The following is a 21,785-nucleotide window of genomic DNA, read 5'->3' as shown; positions in this document are numbered from 1 at the left end:
CGTCAAGGTGCTGCAAGCCGGTGGCAGCTCGCCGGGTGATCGCGAAAGACCCAGGTAAGGTCGCCATGCTCCCACGTGGTGTGGGGATGCCGCTGTCATAGCACGACCCAGATGTCGCATGTTTCGTCGGCGCGTAGAAGACGATGCGGATCAGGGCCAGATTCGCCAGGCCACTGAGAATCGGATCCGGTGCGGCAGAAAGGGGGTGTTTGCTCCCTGTGCCGGTTTTGGTGGTGCCACCCATGGCTGCCATTAGAACGAGAGTGGTCTGCCCAAGGCCAATCTGCACTACTACCTGCAGCAGCAAAGAATGCTGTACCGGGCCAGCGCTGGCGCGTATCCCGGAATGACTGGCTGGTGCCCACCCACGGCATCTGCCCGACGCTGACCTGCGCCCGCGCTGAGCGTTATATCCGCGCCAAGATGGCGCTAAATGGCCCAGCGCCCCGATGGCTGAAGGTGTTGCCAACGAAATGCTGCACGGTGCACCAGATGTCAAGACCATTTCTGACCAATGAGTTGCGCCCTCATGGGTGCAGGAGAAGGCCGCCGTGGTGCAGGGCTGGTTCGACCCCGGCCGACGGCCTCGGTGGACCCGTACCCATCTGTTCCCACCATCTGGTCCGCCACGCAGACCTAGCCGACTTTGACGTGCAGGTCTGCGCAGTCCTGGTTGCAAGCCACTGTTCCTGCGAAACCACGCCCGCGCCACCGAGCACGTGGTTTTGCCTGCTGTTTCAGGGGGTGGTTTGTGAGCAAACGGGTGTCTACCTCGTCTGTTCGAACCACTGCGACATCTTAATACGGTGGCCCTTCAGCACAAAGCCACCCTGTGGACGGCGAATTGGCATACCCGCCAATCCCCGCACGTTCACCGATTAGTGTGATTGTCATCCAGCAGGAACAGCTGACGCGGTTTTAACCAGATTTCACCAGATTGGCTCCCCATTCTGACCTGCGTGGACCGCACATCTCAGCGACGGCAAACGGGTCACTGGCTTTGGTGACGGGCACCTTCCAAGGCCTGGCCGAGTGCCTTCCCTCTGGGCTGGCGTTGGAGGTAGAAGATGAAGCTGGGAAGTGCCATTAGCCGCGCTGGCATTGCGTGCAGATACCCCCCGGTGCCCCGCAAGCTGCTCGCAGACCGACCTGTGAACTTCGCCATGGCCTCCAGTTTCTTGGACGGTTAGCTGTCCCCGGTGAATTTTCTACCTGGTCTGAAGGAATCGTGGGTACTGCAACGAGAAGTTGGGGCAGCCGAGTGGAGTGAACTTATGAGTCTTACGGACGACGAACTCTATCCCGGCGCCCTTCGCCACTCTACGACTGGCAACGCCGGCCCCAGACTGGCGGTGTCGTGGCCTCGTGTCCAGTGACCGCCCAGAACCGGGTTCAAGGATCGCATTTCGTGCCCTCTGCACATCGACTTTCAACCTGATCCTTAATGCCCTGGCAGCCGACCGTCGGCCCGGGCGTGAACTCGCAATCCGCCTGTTCTGCGTGAAGCGTGTAAATGTGGCGTGTTGCAACACGCATATTCATTTTAGTCATCATGGACTGTGGCGTATGGCTAGGCACAAACCGCCAGCAGGAACATCGCTGCTAGTGCAACACCATCACTCCCTTTGGAAACCTCGTGCAGTTTTGGGCCACCTGGGTGTTTGCAAGGCTCATGCCGTCGACCCCGGCCTCCCACTGACCCCATTTGGGATGCCTTTACCATCAGCGCCCACACCGCAGCCACACCACACAACGCCCCGACTGCCCGGACCACTTGTCCGTCGACCCGCAGTAAGCCCCACTACAGTTGCCGCCGTGTTCGGGCACGCAATTGGCATCCGCTTCAACGGCATTCGGACGCACTGGTGTGGAGGAATACCTTATCAGCGAAGGCTGGGTCAAAGGTGCCTGCCGCAAGACCCTGGACCGCAAGGGCAAGCCCCTGCTCATCAAGCTCAAAGCGAAAGTCAGGGCGTATTACCGCTGGACGACGCAGACATTTACCTGAAGTCTTTTACCTGGCATTTTGACCTCAAGCTGTTAGCGCCGTCCATCTGCGCTTAGGGCGACAATAATGCCACGCCCAGTTTATTAATTGGGTTGGGGCCGGCATGTGTATCGGAGCCAAGCGTGGGCTGTGGCAGTCTGGCGCGGTGGACTGAGGCCTCACGCGACCCGGCGGTGCCGCCGCAGCAGGGTGCCAGTGCAGCTCATCACCAACTTACGGTCCCGGCGTGGAACTTCTGCGCGGGGTGCTCCAACGTATTGGCTCAAACGCTGGCCTGCCACGTGCCACCGCTATGGAGAAGCTGACTGAGTACGCACCAGGTGCAAATCGCCATCCTCGTCCTGGGCGTGCTGCAACCCGGCGGCTTGGGGGTTTCTTTCGGGTGGCGCTACCGGGGCTAAGCCGTTCTGGCCGCCAAGAGCGCTGCGTCTTTGTTCGCGGCGCTGGCCTGTCCGTTAAAAACCGCGCCCCATTGCCTATCTACTCTTTGGAGGCTGGGGATTTGTATTCTTTGGATTGGTAAGCGGCATGCTGGGTACGGTGGTTGCTCACGGGCGGTATCAGCATCGGAGAAGCGATGGCGGCGGCCGCGGCTATCGCGCTGGCAGCAGCCACTGGTGGTTATTATGCCCGCGATGTACCACGATCGACTGGCCGGACGGCGCCACCTTTTTGATTAGGTGGGGCCAGACGGCATCGTGGCGTCTGTGCCGCATCCTGTTGAGTGCAAGCTGAAGTTGCCTGTGTTGGTGGCACTGTTACTGCGTCAGCCCTGGATGCTCTGCCTTTGGTAGTGGTACCGCACACATGGGCCTACTGCGCGGGCCTTAACGCCCGGTGCCACTGGAGTTGATTGCAATGCCATCCTGATCCGGACCTTTCGGCTGGGAATGTGGTTTGCCCTGTTGTTGTCAGCTGCCGCCGTGTTGGCACATTTGGCCGGTTAGGTACACCGCAAGCAAGCAAACAGCTGTCAGCCAAATCTTCTATTCAGCACCCAAAACAGTACGATCGCGACGACTTAGTGGGGTGCGACATGCGACATTTTGTTTGCTGGTTTGTGCACCGATGGTCCTTTGGGCGCATTGGCCCAGGTATTTGGTACCGTTGATGCAGTCGGCGGAGCTGTTTCGATCATTCATGAGGACGGCATCCAATCACCATTCCGTCTTGGGGCCAAAAATTGCTGGTTGGGCAAACCGTACAAACCGAACAAACGGGTGAACTGAACGTGGTGACCGAGGCACGGCGGCCTCTTGGCGGTGCGCCCCAACACACGCTTCAAAAGTTTTGCAGTTCCCAGGCTACTCAGGACCATAAGGCGATGATTGATATCTCTCTGGTGCGCGGGGCATTGCGCTCCATCACCGGATGGATCGGCAAGATCAACCCGTCAGGATATTGACTGGCAACACCGACGGCGGCAATCGGTATTCGCGGAACGGGCCGTGGAAACAACCGTGGTGGGACCGGAAATTTCCCGTGACCATCCAGGAACCTATGACTCTGTAATGGATGGCACAGCCGTCATTCGCAGTCCCACCGGCGAATTGCAGGTAAATGCCGGACAGTATGTATTCGCAGCAAGGGACTTGGCTCTGCGCTTGCTGCTGATCGCCCCGAGTTCCTGGCGTCGCGCACACTGCATTTGGAGGGGCGCATCCAAGAGCGCAAAGAAATGCCTAAGGCAGCGAGTCCGCGATGTCATGCGAATTCTTCCAGACGCCATACGGACGTTCCGCGAAAAAGCGGATGACCTCGACGATGAGCAGCGCCAGGCTTTGCGTAAACGGCTAAAGCGAAGGGACCAAAAGCGCCAGGACAACTAATACGCGGTGTGCCTTTCAACGTCCGACAATCACCGGTAAAAGTCAGTGCATGACGTTTCGTTCGAAATTTGGTCTTATCCTGCGGTGTATTGTCTCTGCCGCAAAGGGCCTCTCTGGTGCCGGCAATGGTTATTGGCACTGCACACGCTCAGGGCGGTGGCGCGATGCAGGGCGACGTGTCCTACACGCGGCAGCGGAAGCGAAGCTATTGGTCCAACAATCTGGCCGCAACGGTTGGGCCGTCTGGACTACAGGTTGTCATTGGTCTGGATCTTTCCCAGAGCCTTCTGGAGAACGTGGAAACTTCGATGCAGCTCGGGCGACCCTGGGTTGGCGAGCGTCGCCGCTTTGGATGGTGACTGGCCACCTGACGGTTTCAAGTGACGAGTTCATCCATGTCGAACAGGCATGGCGTTTCGGTGGCGTGGAATGTGGACAAACTTTGGCTAGGGAGCAACTCGACCTGACTCGAACTGGCCCGTGATTTGTATCGCTACTCTTCCCAAGCTGGTGTGTCGACCCTCAATGGTCACATTCCACAGCGAGGTCGGACGCGCGTAGATGTGCATCAAGGGTTGGGAGATAACACGCTGGATGTCTACATGACCGTGAACGCTTTATGACTACAGCGTGGACCCAATCGATCTGGCACGCGCTCGGTTGAACCGCAGGTCCGGCGCGTGGTGCTGGCGGGAAAGTGGGTAATTTGCTGGATCGCAGTCAGACTCTTGGCGTTAACTGGAGTATGTCTCCAGACTGGAGCATGGACTTTTCCTGAACCAAAAGCAAAACGGTCGTTGGCCAAAACCAGCGACAGAACAGTGTTTCGATTACTCACATGTTTCGCGCCTGGTCTGCAGCCCTGACCTTTTAAGACTGCAACGCCGATGCTCTGACTGGCCCTGCTGGGTGGCGGTGCTGCCACAGGAAGTGATTCAACAGTGGAAATAGGGCTAAGTGGCTGTTCTGAGAGCTGTCCACCGCCAAGGATTATCCAAATAACCGCCCCGCGCCGCATCCGTAATTGCCACCACGCAAGGGTGGGTAATGCGCCTCTCCACCGTTACGGCATAGAACTCGTCTACCAGCTCGTCGGTGCGTCCGATTAACTCAACGCCAAACTGCTCGATCGTGTCACGTGTTCCATCACCGTAAGGGCCATGAATACCCGCGTCCTTGACGGCCAAAAGCGCTCATCAAGGCGGCGTCATCAAATTCACCAATGATGCGTGGCAGGATCTCGTGGCGGGTGAGCCAACCTTCGAGCTCTGGCGCACGGAGGCCTGAGCACTGGGAATCAACAGGGAAAGTTGCTCAAACATTGGGAAAGACACCCTTAAGCTGGGGCCGCAGTTGGGGTGCACAAAAAAAGCTCATGGTGGTGCGACCCAGCGGATGGTTGAAGGCCTTGACGCTGATGCGCTTGGACATGGGTTCGTCGGCCAACACCAAATCGAGCCGATTCAGCGCCAGTTGCGCCAAAGATCAGGAAAGTTGCCCTCGCTGCACACTAGGCGTACGGGTTCAGCCACCAGACAAGGCGGGCTCCAGCAGCCGGTGGGCGATGGATTGGTGACCAGATCTGCCGCCGACCTTGAAGTCCAGCACGCGCTGGCCGTCACGGGCCTGGCGCACGGCAGCCTCCAATTGGCACCAGCGTGAACATCTGGTCAGCGTAGCCCAGGGGCCGTGCCCGTCTTCGGTGAGTTCAAGGTTGCGTCCGCTCTTGCGAAACAACTTGCGTCCCGAGCCAATCTTCCAGTAATTTTATCTGGGCCGACGGGGTTTGTGGTGTTGTGTGTAACTGCTCACCTTCGCGCATAATGCCGCCAGCTTTGGCAGTAACCAGAAGTAGTGGAGATGTTTGAAGTTCATGTCGACTATTTAGTTTCGTATAAATCGAAGTGAATTAGTTAGAAATACGAATTTACACGAAGCATTATCTACCTTACATTCAAACCAACCAACCCCATGTGTGTTGGAAGGGTGATTCCATGCGTTTGAGTACCCGCAGCCGTTTTGCCATCACCGCCATGATTGGCCTGGCCTCACGCCAGACACCAGCGCCCGTTCCCCTACAAGATTTGGCCGTGCGCCACCGTATTTCCATGTCCTACCTGGAGCAGATGTTTGCCAAGTTGCGCCAGCATGGAGACAGGTGGAAAGCACACGTGGGCCAGGCGGGTGGTTACCCTGGCGCACAACGCGGACGCCATCACGGTTGCCGACATTATTGGTGCCATTGAAGACAGCGCTGACACCCGGCCCAAGGAAGCCTTGCGCGAAACGTCAGCCAGCGCCCGAAATGACCCAGGATTTGTGGGATGCCCTGCAGTCCACCGTGGTGACCTACCTGCGCACGGTTACGCTGCACAGCCTGGCGGCTGAACAAATGGCCAAGGGGTTTCAGGCGGACGAACGCAAAGTTGTGCCAAAAGGGTGTTCAGAAGCCACGCCACTCCGGTGGCCCGCCCGGTACACCAACTCGGTGTTTGCACTGGCGCGCGGCCTGGGGTAGCAAAGGCCTGACTAGATTGACATCCACGCGCTACACAAAGGGCATGCCGCGGCATGCTCTTGGCGTTGTTTTCAGGCTGCGGCTGAACTGATCTTCCGGCCGCGCCTTTGCGAAACTCATCCGGCGTGGCTCCACCAGACGTTTGAACATGGTGATGAAAGACGATGCGCTGCCATAGCCCAGGTCAGTGCAATGGTCTCTACCGTCTGTCCGGCTTCCAGCAGTGGCATGGCTTTGACCACCCTCAGGCGCTGGCGCCAATCGGCCAACGACATGCCCAGATCACGTTGGCAGCGGCGCGTCGGTGTTCGCTCAGTGGTGTGAGCCGCCTGGGCCAGTTCGGGCAGCGAGCGGTTGTCGCCCAGCTGTTCTTCCAGCATGCATTTGCTGATTGCGGGTCGTCGAAGTGGGCAAGTAGCTGCCAGCGCTGGGCGCGTTGACAATTGGTCCACCAATACTTGTAGCCGCTCTTGCGCTGCATTGCAGAGATGGTGCGCGCCCATTTGCTGCAGGTGTTCAGCAAGGCACGCACAGGGGCTGACGGTCAACGCGCAAGGCTGGCGGGGCAATGCCGCGCACGCAGCCAGTGAGAGGTGGAGCGAGCAGTGGTGAGCCTCATGGCGGTTCAGGCCCACATGCTCCACGTCTGGTGGCAGCCAAATGCCGTGTTGCGGTGGCGCCAGGTAGTGGTGGCCGACCACCTTGACCTCCACTGACGCCGCTGAAGGCGTAGACAAACTCGCCCAGGCGTGCTGGTGCTCGGGGTACAGACCAGCGGCCCGGCACATACGCGCTGCGAAACATGATGGGCGCCGGCGGCTCCCGGGCCGACAAGGGGATTTCGAGCCCAGGTTGCAGGATGGGCATGGTTTGGCGGCTCTGCCCGTATGGCTTGTCAGTTATTCACTATATTGCGAAAGCAGCCAACTCCATAATCGAACCACCGCAATCACCCGGAAAATTTTCCCATGGACACGCGCAGGGCACTCGATTCCACAGCCATCGGCTCGATGATGGTGATTTGCCTCCTGTGGGACATACGGCAGGTGGTGCTCAAGGCCACGGCGCCCGACATTGCGCCCATTTTGCAGATTGGCCTGCGCTCGGGCGTGGCCGCACTGCTGGTGGGATGACCATGGCACTGCGCGGCGAGCGCATGCGCATCACCGACGGCGCGTTGGGCCTGGCCTGGTGGTAGGTGGGTTATTTGCCCTGGAATTTTACTCGTGGGTGAAGGCTTGCGCCACACCAATACCTCACATGGCGGTGTTCCTCTACATGGCGGCGTTTTCTCGTTTATGACGCCCATGTTCGGCATAGTTTTTGGCGCATGGCTGCTGAACGAACCAATCGAACCCAACTTTCTGATCGGCGCGATTCCGGTGCTGCTGGGCATTGTGCTGGTCAGTGGTGGGCGTTGGTTGGACAATGTGGTGTGCGCATTTCAGCGTCTCTACTCGCCCCTGAAAACCGTTGCCTTCCCTTGGTGCTGGGTGCCGTGCTGCTGTGCGCGCCCTTGTTGGCCACTTCTGAAGTATCTGGCAAGGGCCGCGCATTTTTAAGTCGCTGCAGGGTGGCACGCCCACCTTCTCCGACGTTCCGCCTGCCAAAGGGTGCCTGTGTGGTGTACCGCCCGTCGTGTTACGCCTGCGGTGTGAGGGTTCAAACATCAACTGGAATACCACCAAGTTGAACTTGGACGCATATGCAGACGAGATTGGCCAGGCGGCACGCCAGTTCGATCTGGACCCGGCGCTGCTACGGGCCGTCATCCACGCCGAATCCAATTTCAACGCCAGTGCCCGCTCACAAAAGGGAGCGGGGGTTTGGTGCAGTTGATGCCTGGCACCGCGCGCATGCTGGGTGTGGCGCATGCCGGTGACCCGGCCCACAATATTCGCGGTGGGGCCCAGTACCTCGCACGGTTTGCTCGCGCGCTTCAGAACGACGTCACGCTGGCCGCTGCCGCCTCAACGCCGGCCCCGAAGCGGTACAAAAATACGCCGGTGTGCCGCCTTATGCTGAGACCAGGTTTATGTACAGCGGGTCAAAATACTGTTCCAGCGCTACGGAACTCCTGCGGGGATAGTGGTTGCTATTTATTTGGTAGCGGTTTGTTTATATTCCACGAGGGCTAGAGCCTATTTTCTGTTATGGATTTGTCGGTGGCGTCTGGTGTATTGAATTTACCGGCGGGGTGGCTAAATTGGCACCCTGGTTGGTTTTTATAAGGAGTTGTCCATGTCTGCCTATCCCTACTTGAGCACGAAGGGCGCTGCGCATCGATTTCAACCCAGCGGGAACCGACCGGCCGTTGGATTGCATGGGTCAGCTTCGAACGTGACCCGGACTTTGCACGGTTGAAGGCCCATGCTGGAACCCCACCGTGTTCACAATGACTACCCCGGTGAAGAAAAAGCGGTTACGGCCGCTTATGACTTACGCGCGAACTGATTGCCCAGGGTCAGCCTCGAACTGGGTGTGGAAGCTTGGGGCTCTAGCGTAGTGGCCATGGCCTCGGCCAATGCGTGGTTTCTGTGGGCATGCGGGCGTCAACCGCGCCTTGGCGGTCACGTGCTTCTTTGTTTGGCTGAGTTTGCATTTGGCTGCAAGCCGCGCAATGGTAATTTCCACCCCCACTATGGATTGGATCATGCTGGTGATGTAGGCCGGGTCGGAGTCCGCCATGGTCCAGGGTTTGGCGTCTCCCGTACGGCGCTCGTGCTCGCGGAGTCAGCCGGCCGACCAGACCACGCACGTATTTCTCGTCATCGCGAATCTGGATGTGCCCATGCGCATGCCGACCCGGTAGTTCCAGGTTGGCACCTGGCGGTGGGTTTCGTGTTTGCTGGGGTACCAATTGGGTGAAATATAACCTTCTTCAGCCCGGAAAATCACCAGCACCGGGTCGCCGTTGCACATCTGTTGCCATACCGGGTTGGCACGGGCCACGTGGGCGTGCAGGGTGCCGTTTGGCCCGGTTTCGGCATTCAGCTCAAACGGGATGTGGTTGGCGTCCAACCCGTCGGGGCCCATTACAACCAGCGCCCCCAGGGGGTTGTGCGCAATCAGGTGGTGCAATGCTTCAGGGCGTTCTTCGGCAAAGTGCGGCGGCAGGTACATAGTGCTTCCTTTTTGGCTCGACTGCTGGCAATATACTGTACACATTATCAGTTAGTGTGATTGTTCGTGCGGTGGTCTTTGCGCCCCACACCCTCCAGAAAATTTGCCATGACCGATGACAAACTTGTGCCCACCGGCACCTTTACCGATGACCACGATGTCACCCGCTGCGTGTGGTGCCGTTCAACATCCGCCTACCAGCACTACCATGACCACGAATGGGGCTTTCCCGTCAACGACGATAGACGTCTGTTCGAGAAAGTCTGCCTGGAAGGCTTCAGGCGGGTTTGAGCTGGCTCACCATTCTCAACAAACGCGAGGCCTTTCGGCTGGCCTTTGCCGGGTTCGATATGAACCAGGTCGCCACTTTTGGCGAGGCCGAATCAAGCGCTTGGTACTGGACGCCGGTATTGTGCGCCACAGTGGCAAGATTGCATCCACCATCAACAACGCCCAGCGAGCCCAGGCGCTGCGCAGCGGTTTGGTTCGCTGGCAGCCTACTTTTGGCGAATTTGAACCGCAGCCAACCACCCGGCCAGAGCGGCTAACCTACCAAAGCCTGAGCGGACTCACCACGTCGGCGGAATCGATAGCCTTGTCAAAGATTTGCGCAAGCGTGGCTGGAGCTTTGTTGGCCCCACCACCATGTACGCCTTCATGCAGGCCATGAGCTGGTGAACGACCACCTGGAAGGCTGCACAGCACGTCAGCGGGCATTGCAGGCGCGCACGGACTTCTCTTCGCCCGCGCGCGCTCAACGCTTAAGGCGCGGGGCGACCCGGCCTTGCGTGCCCTGTGCGCGAGCGGAAAGGTAGGCATACAGATCGGTGATGTGCGCCGTCACGCGGGTTCGCCCTCCCAGGCGGGCATGGTCAATGAACCTTGCTTGTTTTGCATAACATCGTCCACCATGGTGTCCCAGGTTACGCCGGCATGGTTGGCCTGCATGGAGCCCAGACCCCAGTCGTACCGCTTGAGCACCAGATCGACAAACTGGCGCGGACCCACATCGCGCATGCGCACCACCAGATTGGGCGCGTTCCCCGGCCGGTAGCGGCCGGCCCGTGGCAACCCGCACATTTGTCCTGGAAACACCCGCCAGCCGTTGTAGGCCGTACCGGGCACACGCGTTTCTGCTTTGAGCTCCTTGGCGGCCTGTGTGTTTTGTACCTCTACAGAGTGCAAGCGGCCAGTGACAGTGCCACGGTCAGTGCGGTTGTGGTGATCAGGATGATTCTGGAAAGCATGTTCATGGTGAGCCAGTCGTGCAATGGAATTGGGTTCATTGTGGCACGATGCGCCCCGCATCAAAGTGCCATCAACCCCGATGTCTTACCCAAGTACATGGCCTCGTCCGCCACTTCCAGATCTCCTTCAAGGAATCGCCGTCAGAGGGATACCAGGCAAAGCCAACGCTGCCACCAGACTGACCGCTTCACCGGAATCCAGCAGGATCTCTTCGCGAGCAAGTCAATCAGCTTCTGGCCCAACGTTCCAATTTGTTCGCGCGTTCAGTGAGCGACTCAATAATCAAAACAAATTCGTCACCGCCCAGGCGGGTCACCGTATCGGTCGAACGCACCAGTGACACCATCCGCTGGGCAATGGTGACCAGCACCTCGTCGCCGGCGGCATGGCCATAGGTGTCGTTGATCGCCTTGAACTTTTCAGGTCCACCATCAGCACCGCAAATTGGGTGCGGCTGCGCTTGGCGTGTTGAATGGCCCTCTGGAAGCGGTCCATCAGCAACAAGCGGTTGGGCAGTCCGGTTAAGGGATCAAAAAAGCATGTTTTTGAGTGTCCGCTCTGCGTTTTGCAGTTTGGACACGTAGCGCTGGAGTTGGCGTGTGTCGCGGCGCTTACGCTGCAACTGGATGGTCAAAACCAATGTCGCGATGCCCATTAGGACCGCAATGGATGCGAGGATATAGACAAGCACAGTGTACCCCCAATCTGCACGCATTCTCCCCCATCCCGGCTGCAGCGCCACCGTTGGCACATTCTCTTACAAAGTCGGCACACCACGGGGCGAGAGAAATGAATGGGTTGTGCCGCCAAGGCCATCTGTTGCGCCACAAACCCGCTGAACGCAAACAACAGCGGCGCAAGCCTCTGAGGCGCCCCTCTAGCTGTGCCAGTGCTGCACAGGTCGCCTCCAACGTGGATAGTTGTCCAGGCTTGTGCGCCTTGCGAATCCGTACCCAGACGCTGGCACCTCTTGTAGCGATAGTCGCGGCAGCCCTTGCAACAGCGGGCTCAGGTGCAACATTTTTCGGCTCTTGCGCCAGGTGGCGTCCAGCACTACCAGTCGCAACTTGCTGGGGTCTGCCAGCTGGACAGCGTCCAGTGATGCGGGCGCGGCGTGGCCTTTGTGTGCAGTGGCTGGGTGCTGCAGCACGGTGGCATGGGGCTCCGCAATCAACGCGTGTAGCACAGCATCGTCAAACCTCTCGCCTACCACAAGCCGACTGTGCGCAAGGCTCAAGTGCAGCAGGCGAGCCGTATTCTTCGCTTCGTGCACTTCCAGCGGATGCTGCATGATCAGCACCTCGGTGGCATGCGCCGTGGGGTGACGAAGCAGCATATCAAGTGCTTTGCGGTCGTTGGCAGCGAGGGCAGATGGGGCGGGGCATGGCGACATTCTCCACACCGGACGGATGCATCGTTATCCGGATCAATACTGCTTTAACACGCAAAGGTTCAGAATACGATCAACTATCAGGGACAACAATGAATCTGCCATCCCTCACCCCGTTACGATTTTCTCAGCCGCGCATTCCATTGGGTCACGGCCATCGTCGTGACCATCGCATTCATCCTCGGGCCAGAGGGCTTTGGCCGGCTTATGCGCCAGGGGGTCGACCCCGCCACGCGAAGCGACATCGTCTGGCACGAATCCTTGGGCCTATTGGTTCTGCTGCTGACCTTGTTGCGTCTGATCTGGGTGGCATTTCGCCCGGCGGCGCCACAGTTGCAAATGGCCAGTTGGATGCAAATGATGGCCAAGCTTGTGCATCTGGCGCTGTGGACACTGATGTTTGCGCTACCGGCAACTGCGCTCCTGGCGCTGGGCAGTGAAGGGCATGCCCTGACGCTGCTTGGTGGCATTCGTGTGGACCAGATGCCCTCCGCAGCTGCCATCTTCCACCACTTTGTGCTCAAGGACGGCGTACTTCTATCCATGCTGCCATGGGGGGCGCAGGCAACGTTAGCCGGCAAGCTATTCGTTCGGTGAATAGTTTTTCAGAGATTCGGGCAAATGTAAAGTGCCAGGACTGTTTAGGCTAGCCCATCACGCTACGGAGTTCGCGCGTAACCTGCCCCATGCAAGCAGCAGATTGTTGGCTGGCATGGCCACGCGACGTTGCAAATGCAAACCAACCGCCAGCGCCTCTACCTCCACCATGGACAGTTGCCTGAGGCCAAAAGCAGGATTGCGGGAGCGCAAATCTGCATCAAACTCCAAGTTACCTGCCGCAGTCGGCACGCCCTCTTCCAGGTAGGGACCGTATGTGATCAGCACACCACCCGATGACAGTTGCCGCGCAGCCCCCGGCATCAATGCAGCAGTGCAAGCCCAGGGCACGATATGCAGCATGTTTGCGCAGTACATCGCATCCACCGTGTGCGGCAACTCGCAAGGCCATGGGTCAGTGAGTACGTCCAACCGCAGTGGCGGCAGCACGTTGGCCAGATCGCCGCACCAGGCGCTAATGGAAGGCAATGAAGCCGGGTCAAAATCAGTTGGCTGCCAGCGCCAACCAGTCAATTCTGCGCCAAAGTGCGCCGCATGTTGCCCCGTACCACTGGCAATTTCCAGCATCAGCCCTTGTGGTGGCAGCAGGCGTTTCAGTTCCGCCAGAATGGGCACGCAGTTGCGCTCGGCAGCAGCGCTAAAAAGTCGAGGATGGTTGGTTTGCACGCTAGGTGCTCAGGTGAACAGCCGCTTGAGCCTTGCCGTCCCCCCCCGGGCGCGCCGGGTGGGGCGCCGGCCGGCCCCCCTCCCCCCCCCGCGCGCCCCCCGCGCGTTCCCCAGTTCCAGTTCCCGAAGGCGTTTGGCGTCAGGGTCGGTCCACACCCGGCCAGCATAAGAGTTGTCGCTAACCGGCAAAGGTAATTGTGGTCCCCCAACACGCCGCCGAAAGTGCCCGGTTGGGATGAGTTGGCGGCTCGATGAAACCTATATCAAAGTCGCCGGCCAATGGAAATATCTGTACCGCGCCATCAATCTGCTTGGCCAGCCAGAGAAGATCACCTTCGACAAAAGCGCAGCCAACACGACGGCCATCAAAAGTGTCAACGTTGATGTCTGTTTGAACATCGAACTACGCCAATCAAAATACCTCAACAACATTGACGAACAAGACCACCGGGGCGTGAAACAAGTGACAAACCCGATGATGGGTTTCAAGTCCTTTTGGAGTGCGCAAAAGTTGATCGCTGGAATCGAGACTACGCACATGATCAAGTTGGGGCAGTTGCACTGCCCCGGTGGTCAAGTCATGTCCGCAGCCAAACCAGTTCTACAGTCTGGCATTCTGATTTTCAATGAGCAAAGCGGCTTTGTTGGACAGGTCAACTTACAGACCGACGATCAGGATCGAAGCCAGCGGACACAGTGGTGATCACCCTGTTGGCGCGGAATCGATAGTGTTATGCAGGTGTTTCAAACTGACGTTCCTGACGTTTCGTCTATGTCTCAGATGTTCCAAAACGCGAAAGTCTTGAGAGCAATTCATTGCGACTTCTAGGATTCCAGACGGCAGAAATACAACCGCCGCTCGAAATATTTTCGACCTCTAAAGAATCATGCAGGAGCAATTAATTTGAACAAGCCAAGGGGTGAGGGACCCAAACAAACCAAAACAACGTAAATGGATAATTTCTGTCGTCCAGCTTCCTAAGCTGAACGCCGTCTTTACATATCACAAGAGTTGGCAAGAAATTTGCTAGTGACAACTGCATGACTAGCATTTATACGCACTGCCAAGTGTTTCTAGGGAACCCGGACAAGATGTCTGGGCAGTCTGATGGGCTATTTACGGCCCCGCCCAAGTTGGGCGAGCACATCCAACCGGTACTCAGCGATTGACTCGGCTATGACCAAGACCGTATTAATACGCTGCGAGATAAGTCAATACTTCAATGAGCCACATGGTTCCGCAAAGGCCAATCAAAACCGATGTGCCGAGTTTAGTTCGGCCAAACAATGGAGCGAAGGAGATACCCGTGAATAATGAAACATCAAACAGTTACCGGCTGGGTGTAGATGTGGGAGGCACATTTACCGACTTGCTGCTTATCGATGAGCGAAGTGGGAAGACTTATTCGGCCAAGGTTCCGTCTACACCGACAGACTCCTCAGTAGGTGTTCTCAACGGGATCGCCAAAATTTGTGAACAAAACTCCATCGACCCACGGCTGATTACACACGTCATGCACGGCACAACGGTTGCAACGAATACCGTCCTTGAAGGCACGGGTGCTCGAGTCGGACTTGTTACAACCAATGGTTACCGACAGGTATTGCAGATTGCCCGCTCGTTTGTTCCTGGTGGTCTCGGAGGATGGGTGAGCTATAACAAGCGACCGTTGCTGGCGCCTCTTGAACTGACAACAGAAGCGAATGAACGAATCGACGCACGCGGCAATGTTGTGACTCCGCTTGACGTAGATGCACTGCGAGCCAGTCTCGAAATGCTAAAGGGGCAGGGCATAGAGGCGATGACGGTTTGTCTTATCAATGCGTATTCGAATGGGAAACACGAGCAACAAGTGCGTGAGATCATAGAAGCGACTATGCCGGGAGTTCCCGTATCGATCTCTTCTGATGTCATCCCCGAAATGTATGAGTATGAACGCACCGAGACTACTGTTGTCAACTCCTACGTTCGTCCAAAAGTCTCTGGCTATATTCACAACCTCTATACCCAATTGGAGCGTCAGGCACCTGGTGTGAAATTGCACGTGCTTCGGTCGGATGGTGGCCTGGCAGCCGTTGACGCAGCACGTGCCAATCCGGTGGCCCTATTGATGAGCGGCCCTGCAGGCGGGGTCACGGGGGCACAATGGATCGCGCATCAATCGGGTTTCAGGAATCTGTTGACTTTCGACATGGGTGGAACCTCTACAGATGTGGCATTGATCCAGAACGGAGTGGCGCAAGCCAGACGCGAAACACGTGTTGCTGATGTGACGGTGCGCGCTCCCTCTATTGACGTGCGCACGGTTGGTGCTGGTGGCGGTTCGATCGCATATGTTCCAGAACTCACCAAGGCCCTGCGCGTTGGACCACAAAGTGCAGGTGCCGACCCTGGTCCTGCAGCCTATTGCAAGGGTGGGGAGAAGCCAACCGTCACCGACGCTAATGTGGTTCTGGGGTATTTGCCGTCGTCATCTCGCTTGGGCGGTGACATGAAGATTGACCGGGTGCTCGCCGAAAAGGCCATCCAACCCATTGCCACAGCGTTAGGCAAGTCGATTCATGAGACGGCGGAAGGCATCATTAATATTGTGAACGAGAATATGTTTGGTGCGTTACGTTTGGTGTCCATCGAACAGGGCTATGACCCGCGGGATTTTGCGCTGATCGGATTTGGTGGAGCCGGCCCACTGCACGCCAATGCGCTTGGTCGTCTTACTGGCTCCTGGCCAGTCATTATTCCGCCGGGACCTGGGGTGCTTTGCGCGTATGGTGATGCAACAACTCGTCTGCGCGACGAGGCGTCGCGGACGTTTATTCGCCGGTTCAAGGAGACATCAACTGCCGAGGTGCTTTCGATTCTTGACGAATTGACGGCCATTGCCAAACGAGCCCTGCACGCCGAAAACATTGCCGACGAACACCAGACAGTTGACTATCAGCTTGATGTGCGATATCAGGGTCAGGGCATGCGATTAAGCGTCGGTACTACACACGCCCAATTGGAGGCGGATGGGATTTCCGGAGTGGCAAAGCGCTTTGACGAAATGCATACTCAGTTGTACACCTTTGCACTTGACGCCGAGCAGGAGTTAGTCAGCCTCCGAGCAATTGTTCAGGGTCCTGAAACCAACGTGCGGGCCGAGCATTTGCCTAAGGGCGATGCAGACGCCTCTCGGGCAGTGCTGGAGGACTCGACCATTTTTGTTGATGGGGCTCATCACAAAGCCAAGATTTATGACCGTTATAAGCTCATCGCAGGTAACCGCATTCTTGGCCCGGCAATCATCTGTCAGATGGACACAACAACACTTATTCTGCCCGGTCATACCGGCGAAGTGGATGCTGTGGGGAATATCCTTATCAGCCCAAACGTTTGAGTCGCATTCCGGAGAACATTCATCATGCCAGCACAAATTGTCCAAACTGACAACACCCCTTTCCAGTCGGTCGCGCTTGATTCGATCACACTGGACATCATTGAGAATGCGCTACGCAACGCAAGAACGGAAATGGATGCGGTGCTATTCCGTACAGCCATGTCGCCCGGAATTCGAGAGCAGCATGATGCTTTCCCAATGATTGCCAATAACGATGGAAAGATGGTTGTTGGCCAATTCGGCTCCTTCATTCATGGATTTGTCCAGGGCTATGAAGGAACCATCGAGGAAGGCGATATTTTCCTCACCAACGATCCTTACTCGTGCGATGGTGCAGTTAGTCACTTAAACGACTGGCTGACGATGATGCCGATTTATCACCAAGGGCCGCATCGTTAGTTGGGCCGCCATGTTCGGACATATGACTGACATCGGAGGCAAAGTACCAGGCAGCCTTCCTACTGACGCGGCACAGATATTTGAAGAAGGGTTGCAGATTCCTCCGATAAAGATTTACCGCAAGGGAGAACTGAATTCAGAAATGCACGCACTGCTTCTACGTAACTGTCGCATGCCGCATTGGAACCGTGCTGACTTTGATGCCATCGTTGCCGCTTTGCGCCTGGCCGAACGTCGAGTGCAGGAGATGATCAGCCGTTTTGGTGTTGACCAATACATTGCAGCAATGAGGGAAATGCTTGATCGCAACCGTCGCGCCATGAGTTCTATTATTCAGATGGTGATTCCGGAAAAGCCGCAGTATTTTGAGGACTACATCGATGACGACGGAGTCGGTATGGGCCCTTACAAGATCGCCTGCAAGATGTGGAGAGAGGGGGACAGGGCGATCTTCGACTTCACAGGCACTGACCCTCAGTCGATTAGCTCGGTCAATTTTCTTCTAAATGAAGACATGTTCAAGATGTTTTTGGGGGCATTTTTCATCAATTTGTTTGATCCTCAGATTTTGTTTAATGACGGTTTCTACGAATTGGTGCAGGTAAATATCCCGGAAGCAAGCATTCTCAAACCTAGGCGTCCAGCAGCACTTTCCTGTCGTACGCATTTGCTGGGGCGCATATTCGACGTCATGGGTGGCGTTTTGGGGCAAGGTGCCCCCGAGGCGCTTAACGCAGCTGGCTTTTCCGATAGCCCGCACCTAATGTTCTCGGGTTATGACAAGAATGGGGAGTGGTACCAACTATTTCAGATTGGATTTGGGGGTATCCCGGGACGTCCTGCCGGTGACGGACCCGACGGACACTCCCTATGGCCATCCTTTACCAATGTTCCTAATGAGTTTCTGGAGAGCTACTTCCCACTCCGTATTGTTGAATACAGTTCCATCCCCGATTCTGGCGGTGTAGGAAAGCACCGAGGCGGCAATGGCGTGTGTACCGCCTATGAGTTTTTGGCGACAGGCGAAATCTCAATCCATGATGACCGTTGGTTAACCTATCCTTGGGGAGTTAATGGTGGAAAGCCTGGTGCGCGCAGTAACAAGTTGCTGAAGCGTCAAGACGGAAGTCAAGCGTGGCTGCCAGCCAAATGCGACCGCATCAAGGTTGTAGAAGGCGACATTCTTTACTTCAATACGTGGGGTGGCGGCGGCTGGGGAGATCCATTGGAACGATCTGCGGACTTGGTAGCGCTGGATTGCCGACGCGGACTTGTCACGGTCAAAGGAGCACGTGGCTACGGTGTCGTGGTTCGAGAGGACTTCACTGTTGATAACGCCACAACAGATGCCTTGCGACAGAAGATGGCCGCAGAACGAGGCAAGATTGAATTGTTCGACCGGGGTGGAACCATTGAGGAGTTGCGCGCCCGATGCAAGGAAGAGACGTTCCTGGAACCCCCTAAACCTCCGGTATTTGCCAAGTGGATGAAGAAGTCTGGCGCATTTGCCTGACGTTTTCAGCAATTAATGTTTATGACGGGGGTATCTTTTGCATAACGGGCCTGGAATTTTCGGTGGACTCACGGGGGTTGGTGACATTCTCAGTAGAAACGCGCGCGTTTCCGAAAACAAACTAGGTCTGGTTTTCGAGGACGTCCGGTTGAGTTGGTCCGACGTTAACGTCAGGAGTTGCCGCTTTGCCAATGCGATGCGTGAGCTTGGTGTTAGGCGAGGTGATCGAGTTGGAATATTTGCACGCAATAGTCATCAGTGGGTCGAGTCATCGTTTGCGTTGTCCAAGTTGGGGGCGATCGTGGTAACAATCAACAATCGACTATCGCCACCTGAGATCACCTACATACTTGAAAATTCAGGTGTGAGCATGCTAATTGTTGCCAAATCCGAGTTGCAAAACGCCAAATTGGCTATGGCGCAGGTGGCGGCATGCGAACTGCTGATTGGTATTGAAACTGAAGATGAATCGGTCATCGATTACGAAACTATGGTCGCGCTCGGAGATCCGTCTGAGCCTGTGTTGGACACCCCGCTGGCCTATGATGAGCCGTCGATGCTGCTCTACACCAGTGGCACCACTGGCTTCCCAAAGGGGGCTATCTACACGCACGGCAGCACGTTGTTGGGCATGTTTGTTCATGTGCACGCGATAGGAAGCAGAGGCACGCACCGTGTCATGTTGCCCTCCCCGCTTTACTCAGCTGCAGGCACCGCCGGTATTTACTGCGCGGCGTATGTCGGGTCTACCAGTGTGATAGTGAATTTTGATGCTGAGCGTGCATTGGAAACACTTGCGCGCGAGAAAATCACTTTCACCAATCTGGTTCCGACCACCATACAGCGACTGCTTGCACGACCGGATTTTGAACAGTACGACCTTAGCGCACTGGATACCATTCTTTACGGAGGGTCACCAATACCAGTCGCGGTGCTGCGCGAAGCTAAACGCAAGCTACCAAAGTGTCGATTCCGGCAAACTTTCGCATCCACTGAAACTGGTACCGCGGGCACCGTGTTGGAGCCTGCGGATCATGAGCTCGCATTGACCGACCCTGCCTATGAGCACCGGCTACTTTCATGTGGTAAACCGCAAGTCGCTGTTGATGTTGCCATTTTTGACGATAAGGGTCTTAGTGTCCCCGTCGGAACCGTTGGTGAAATTGGTGTGCGTACTGAAGCCAATATTGTTGGGTTTTGGGGCAATCCGCAAGCTACAGCGGAGGCGATTCGCGATGGATGGGTGCTTACTGGTGACCTTGCGCGCATTGATGAGGACGGCTACGTTTATCTGGTGGATCGCAAGAAGGATTTGATTGTGACCGGAGCGTTCAATGTATATCCGTCGGAAGTGGAGCGGGTCTTGCAGTCTCATCAATCGGTTTATGAGGTCGCAGTGATTGGCGTGCCATCCGTGGAATGGGGTGAATCCATCAAAGCAATTGTAGTGCTCAAACCAGGCCGCACTATTTCTGCACAGGATTTGATTACTTGGTGTGACGGGAGGATCGCAGGTTACAAGAAGCCAAAAACGATCGACTTTGTTGACACCCTTCCCCGAAACCCGACAGGAAAAGTACTGCATCGACAATTGCGTGAACCGTACTGGCAACAGCAGGATCGCAAGATTTAGCAATGACAATTTTTCAAAACAAATCAACTTAACGTTATAGGAGCACAGCTATGTCGTTTCAAACCCTTTTTATTCCGCATGAACGCTCAGCACAAGAAAGAGATTGGCTGGACCAAGAGATCAAGGATCAACAGGCTCGCTATGACCGCATTGTCAAGGCCATGGATGAGATGAGCCCGACACGGGAGAAATGGTACGCCGAGTTTCTTGAGCGTATTCAGAACCGCGGTTTCAACGTCGATGGTGACCAGCGCATGAAAGTCAAATTGGCAGACATTCCTGTAAAACCAAGCGGTCCTCACAAGGTTGTTTATTAAGTATTTTGTCCATTTTCAAGAAAGCTAAACATGGCACGCCCTCACATTGAACCATTCTGCGACCGTGACGTTCCCTTCAAAAAAATGACTATGAAGGGGTTCTCCAACGGCATGCACTACAAAATGCTTAGCTTGGACACTGATACCGGAGCCTGTAGCATGACGGTACAGCTCGACGCAGGCTACCAACAGCCTCCCGGCTTCTCCTGGTCAGAACTTGAATTGCTGGTGATAGAGGGGGAGGTGCAACTGGGCACCAAGAAAGTAGGCAAGGGCCATTACGTGTTCTTCCCCGCAGGGTACTCCCAGCCCAAAATTTCAAGCGAAGGAGGTTGCCTACTACTGATGATGTACAACACCGGCGAGCCTAGTCTTGTTGAGTCAGACACCCACCACCCACTATGTCGGACAGACCGTTTCCACCAAACCGACTCGTACAACGACATCCCCTGGGCGCTTGGCAATGTCGCCAAGCCGAGTGTGGCGACGGGATGCTTAATCAAACTGCTAAATTTCAACGATAGGACCCATGCATTGACATTTTGTACTGCATGACCCCCACTTCTGGCAAGACAATATTTCCTACCATGATTGCGCTGAAGAGTCGTACCACCTATGGGGGGATTCTTGGATGATGCAATTTGGTACGGTGCCAACCGGCGGTTATTTCTGGCGTCCTGCTTACATCAACCATGGTGCTTTTGCCAGCGAGCAGGGTTGTGTAGCATTGGGGCGCGTGGATTCCAAGTTGTTCAACTACTTTCATTACAACCCTTGGAGCAGCGTTGAAGAGAATCAAGTTCGTGCTGTAGCGAAGCTTTCGCAACGTGATCCGGAGTTGTATAAGTGGATAGTGCAGCATGGTCACAACCATCCGCACGGGCCTGAAGATTTTGAAGCAACGATGCCACGTGTTGGTGGCCCACACAAGGCGTCTGAACCTGATCCTAGCCTTGGTTTCACCCATAGCCATGGCGAAGCAGGACACCACCACCATGGCGATGATCATGCGCATGATCACGGCCACTAAATTCTGCTCGCCTTACTGACGATATTTTGAAAAAGTGGTATGCCATCCGAGTAGTTTTTTCTCAGCAACTTGTGTGCAATTGCGCCTAAGTAATTTGATTTGAACTGGAGAAT

The 21,785-nt window shown here is 56.2% G+C and carries 19 protein-coding genes and 7 pseudogenes; 16 read left to right on the top strand and 10 right to left on the bottom strand.

The features are described from left to right. Positions 1-244, bottom strand: a 244-nt coding sequence (locus IPI80_RS00275; protein ID WP_413856029.1) for a hypothetical protein, incomplete at its 3' end; no start/stop codon positions are given. Positions 245-1,705: 1,461 nt separating this feature from the next. Here IPI80_RS00275 and IPI80_RS00270 point away from each other — a divergent pair. Further along, positions 1,706-2,008: pseudogene (locus IPI80_RS00270) on the top strand (DUF3297 family protein). Positions 2,009-5,151: 3,143 nt separating this feature from the next. Here the strand turns inward: IPI80_RS00270 and IPI80_RS00265 are convergent. Then, complete coding sequence (locus IPI80_RS00265; protein WP_413856027.1) at positions 5,152-5,319, bottom strand: hypothetical protein; 168 nt, start codon at positions 5,317-5,319, stop codon at positions 5,152-5,154. Between the two features lie 42 nt (positions 5,320-5,361). Continuing rightward, complete coding sequence (locus IPI80_RS00260; RefSeq protein WP_413856025.1) at positions 5,362-5,574, bottom strand: hypothetical protein; 213 nt, start codon at positions 5,572-5,574, stop codon at positions 5,362-5,364. A 257-nt stretch (positions 5,575-5,831) separates the two neighbouring features. Between IPI80_RS00260 and IPI80_RS00255 the strand changes: the two genes are divergently transcribed. Next, the gene (locus IPI80_RS00255; RefSeq protein ID WP_413856023.1) at positions 5,832-6,083 is read left to right on the top strand and encodes an Rrf2 family transcriptional regulator; all 252 of its coding nucleotides are present in this window, start codon (positions 5,832-5,834) and stop codon (positions 6,081-6,083) included. Positions 6,084-6,142: 59 nt separating this feature from the next. Further along, positions 6,143-6,355: a hypothetical protein gene (locus IPI80_RS00250; RefSeq protein WP_413856021.1), complete on the top strand. Its 213-nt coding sequence runs from the start codon at positions 6,143-6,145 to the stop codon at positions 6,353-6,355. A gap of 116 nt (positions 6,356-6,471) precedes the next feature. Here IPI80_RS00250 and IPI80_RS00245 read toward each other — a convergent pair whose 3' ends face one another. After that, positions 6,472-7,143 carry a helix-turn-helix domain-containing protein gene (locus tag IPI80_RS00245; RefSeq protein ID WP_413856019.1) on the bottom strand — a complete coding sequence of 224 codons (672 nt, stop codon included), beginning with the start codon at positions 7,141-7,143 and terminating at the stop codon, positions 6,472-6,474. A gap of 180 nt (positions 7,144-7,323) precedes the next feature. Here IPI80_RS00245 and IPI80_RS00240 point away from each other — a divergent pair, with 180 nt between their 5' ends. The 3 genes and pseudogenes from IPI80_RS00240 to IPI80_RS00230 all read left to right on the top strand — a co-directional run bounded on the left by IPI80_RS00240 (position 7,324) and on the right by IPI80_RS00230 (position 8,493). Then, entirely contained in the window at positions 7,324-7,488 is a 165-nt protein-coding gene (locus IPI80_RS00240; RefSeq protein WP_413856017.1) for a hypothetical protein, read from the top strand. A 93-nt stretch (positions 7,489-7,581) separates the two neighbouring features. After that, on the top strand, positions 7,582-7,917 hold the full coding sequence (locus tag IPI80_RS00235) for an EamA family transporter (protein WP_413856015.1): 336 nt from the start codon (positions 7,582-7,584) through the stop codon (positions 7,915-7,917). 76 nt (positions 7,918-7,993) lie between these two features. Next, positions 7,994-8,493 (top strand): annotated as a pseudogene (locus IPI80_RS00230) (lytic transglycosylase domain-containing protein). Between the two features lie 301 nt (positions 8,494-8,794). Here the strand turns inward: IPI80_RS00230 and IPI80_RS00225 are convergent. Next, a pseudogene (locus IPI80_RS00225) lies at positions 8,795-9,478 on the bottom strand (FMN-binding negative transcriptional regulator). Positions 9,479-9,586: 108 nt separating this feature from the next. Between IPI80_RS00225 and IPI80_RS00220 the strand changes: the two are divergent. Next, positions 9,587-10,156: pseudogene (locus IPI80_RS00220) on the top strand (DNA-3-methyladenine glycosylase I). A gap of 162 nt (positions 10,157-10,318) precedes the next feature. Here the strand turns inward: IPI80_RS00220 and IPI80_RS00215 are convergent. From IPI80_RS00215 to IPI80_RS00200, 4 genes and pseudogenes are all read right to left on the bottom strand, one after another. Beyond that, complete coding sequence (locus IPI80_RS00215) at positions 10,319-10,663, bottom strand: hypothetical protein (RefSeq protein WP_413856013.1); 345 nt, start codon at positions 10,661-10,663, stop codon at positions 10,319-10,321. A gap of 289 nt (positions 10,664-10,952) precedes the next feature. After that, positions 10,953-11,221, bottom strand: a pseudogene (locus IPI80_RS00210) (diguanylate cyclase domain-containing protein). Between the two features lie 34 nt (positions 11,222-11,255). After that, positions 11,256-11,381 carry a hypothetical protein gene (locus IPI80_RS00205; protein WP_413856011.1) on the bottom strand — a complete coding sequence of 42 codons (126 nt, stop codon included), beginning with the start codon at positions 11,379-11,381 and terminating at the stop codon, positions 11,256-11,258. A 155-nt stretch (positions 11,382-11,536) separates the two neighbouring features. After that, positions 11,537-12,141, bottom strand: a pseudogene (locus IPI80_RS00200) (tRNA-uridine aminocarboxypropyltransferase); the annotation flags it as partial. A 137-nt stretch (positions 12,142-12,278) separates the two neighbouring features. On the opposite strand from IPI80_RS00200, the gene IPI80_RS00195 reads away from it, so the two are divergent. Further along, complete coding sequence (locus IPI80_RS00195; protein ID WP_413856009.1) at positions 12,279-12,713, top strand: cytochrome b/b6 domain-containing protein; 435 nt, start codon at positions 12,279-12,281, stop codon at positions 12,711-12,713. A 57-nt stretch (positions 12,714-12,770) separates the two neighbouring features. Here IPI80_RS00195 and IPI80_RS00190 read toward each other — a convergent pair whose 3' ends face one another. After that, complete coding sequence (locus tag IPI80_RS00190; RefSeq protein WP_413856007.1) at positions 12,771-13,400, bottom strand: DUF938 domain-containing protein; 630 nt, start codon at positions 13,398-13,400, stop codon at positions 12,771-12,773. 211 nt (positions 13,401-13,611) lie between these two features. Here IPI80_RS00190 and IPI80_RS00185 point away from each other — a divergent pair. From IPI80_RS00185 to IPI80_RS00150, 8 genes and pseudogenes are all read left to right on the top strand, one after another. Further along, positions 13,612-14,020, top strand: a pseudogene (locus tag IPI80_RS00185) (IS6 family transposase); the annotation flags it as partial. Positions 14,021-14,707: 687 nt separating this feature from the next. After that, positions 14,708-16,780, top strand: coding sequence for a hydantoinase/oxoprolinase family protein (locus IPI80_RS00180; RefSeq protein ID WP_413856005.1), 2,073 nt, complete (start codon positions 14,708-14,710; stop codon positions 16,778-16,780). A gap of 24 nt (positions 16,781-16,804) precedes the next feature. After that, entirely contained in the window at positions 16,805-17,179 is a 375-nt protein-coding gene (locus IPI80_RS00175; protein ID WP_413856003.1) for a hydantoinase B/oxoprolinase family protein, read from the top strand. A 22-nt stretch (positions 17,180-17,201) separates the two neighbouring features. Then, positions 17,202-18,692 (top strand): hydantoinase B/oxoprolinase family protein, encoded by a 1,491-nt coding sequence (locus tag IPI80_RS00170; RefSeq protein WP_413856001.1) that lies wholly within the window; start codon positions 17,202-17,204, stop codon positions 18,690-18,692. A 37-nt stretch (positions 18,693-18,729) separates the two neighbouring features. Further along, positions 18,730-20,325: a class I adenylate-forming enzyme family protein gene (locus IPI80_RS00165; RefSeq protein ID WP_413855999.1), complete on the top strand. Its 1,596-nt coding sequence runs from the start codon at positions 18,730-18,732 to the stop codon at positions 20,323-20,325. Between the two features lie 50 nt (positions 20,326-20,375). Further along, positions 20,376-20,642 (top strand): hypothetical protein, encoded by a 267-nt coding sequence (locus tag IPI80_RS00160; RefSeq protein ID WP_413855997.1) that lies wholly within the window; start codon positions 20,376-20,378, stop codon positions 20,640-20,642. Positions 20,643-20,672: 30 nt separating this feature from the next. Then, positions 20,673-21,197 carry a cupin domain-containing protein gene (locus tag IPI80_RS00155; protein ID WP_413855995.1) on the top strand — a complete coding sequence of 175 codons (525 nt, stop codon included), beginning with the start codon at positions 20,673-20,675 and terminating at the stop codon, positions 21,195-21,197. A 76-nt stretch (positions 21,198-21,273) separates the two neighbouring features. After that, positions 21,274-21,672, top strand: a complete 399-nt coding sequence (locus IPI80_RS00150) for a hypothetical protein (protein WP_413855993.1) — start codon at positions 21,274-21,276, stop codon at positions 21,670-21,672. The last annotated feature ends 113 nt before the right edge of the window (positions 21,673-21,785 follow it).

Source organism: Candidatus Aalborgicola defluviihabitans, assembly GCF_016705985.1.
Taxonomy (GTDB): domain Bacteria; phylum Pseudomonadota; class Gammaproteobacteria; order Burkholderiales; family Burkholderiaceae_C; genus Allorhodoferax; species Allorhodoferax defluviihabitans.
The sequence above is the reverse complement of the archived record's forward strand: the minus strand, read 5'-3'. Positions and strand labels throughout refer to the sequence as shown.

Bases quoted from the DNA above. Each gene is read 5' to 3' on its own strand.
- IPI80_RS00150 (WP_413855993.1), top strand. From the start codon at position 21,274: ATGATGCAATTTGGTACGGTGCCAACCGGCGGTTATTTCTGGCGTCCT.
- IPI80_RS00250 (WP_413856021.1), top strand. From the start codon at position 6,143: ATGACCCAGGATTTGTGGGATGCCCTGCAGTCCACCGTGGTGACCTAC.
- IPI80_RS00240 (WP_413856017.1), top strand. From the start codon at position 7,324: ATGGACACGCGCAGGGCACTCGATTCCACAGCCATCGGCTCGATGATG.
- IPI80_RS00245 (WP_413856019.1), bottom strand. From the start codon at position 7,143: ATGTGCCGGGCCGCTGGTCTGTACCCCGAGCACCAGCACGCCTGGGCG.
- IPI80_RS00175 (WP_413856003.1), top strand. From the start codon at position 16,805: ATGCCAGCACAAATTGTCCAAACTGACAACACCCCTTTCCAGTCGGTC.
- IPI80_RS00155 (WP_413855995.1), top strand. From the start codon at position 20,673: ATGGCACGCCCTCACATTGAACCATTCTGCGACCGTGACGTTCCCTTC.
- IPI80_RS00255 (WP_413856023.1), top strand. From the start codon at position 5,832: ATGCGTTTGAGTACCCGCAGCCGTTTTGCCATCACCGCCATGATTGGC.
- IPI80_RS00170 (WP_413856001.1), top strand. From the start codon at position 17,202: ATGACTGACATCGGAGGCAAAGTACCAGGCAGCCTTCCTACTGACGCG.
- IPI80_RS00205 (WP_413856011.1), bottom strand. From the start codon at position 11,381: ATGGGCATCGCGACATTGGTTTTGACCATCCAGTTGCAGCGTAAGCGC.
- IPI80_RS00160 (WP_413855997.1), top strand. From the start codon at position 20,376: ATGTCGTTTCAAACCCTTTTTATTCCGCATGAACGCTCAGCACAAGAA.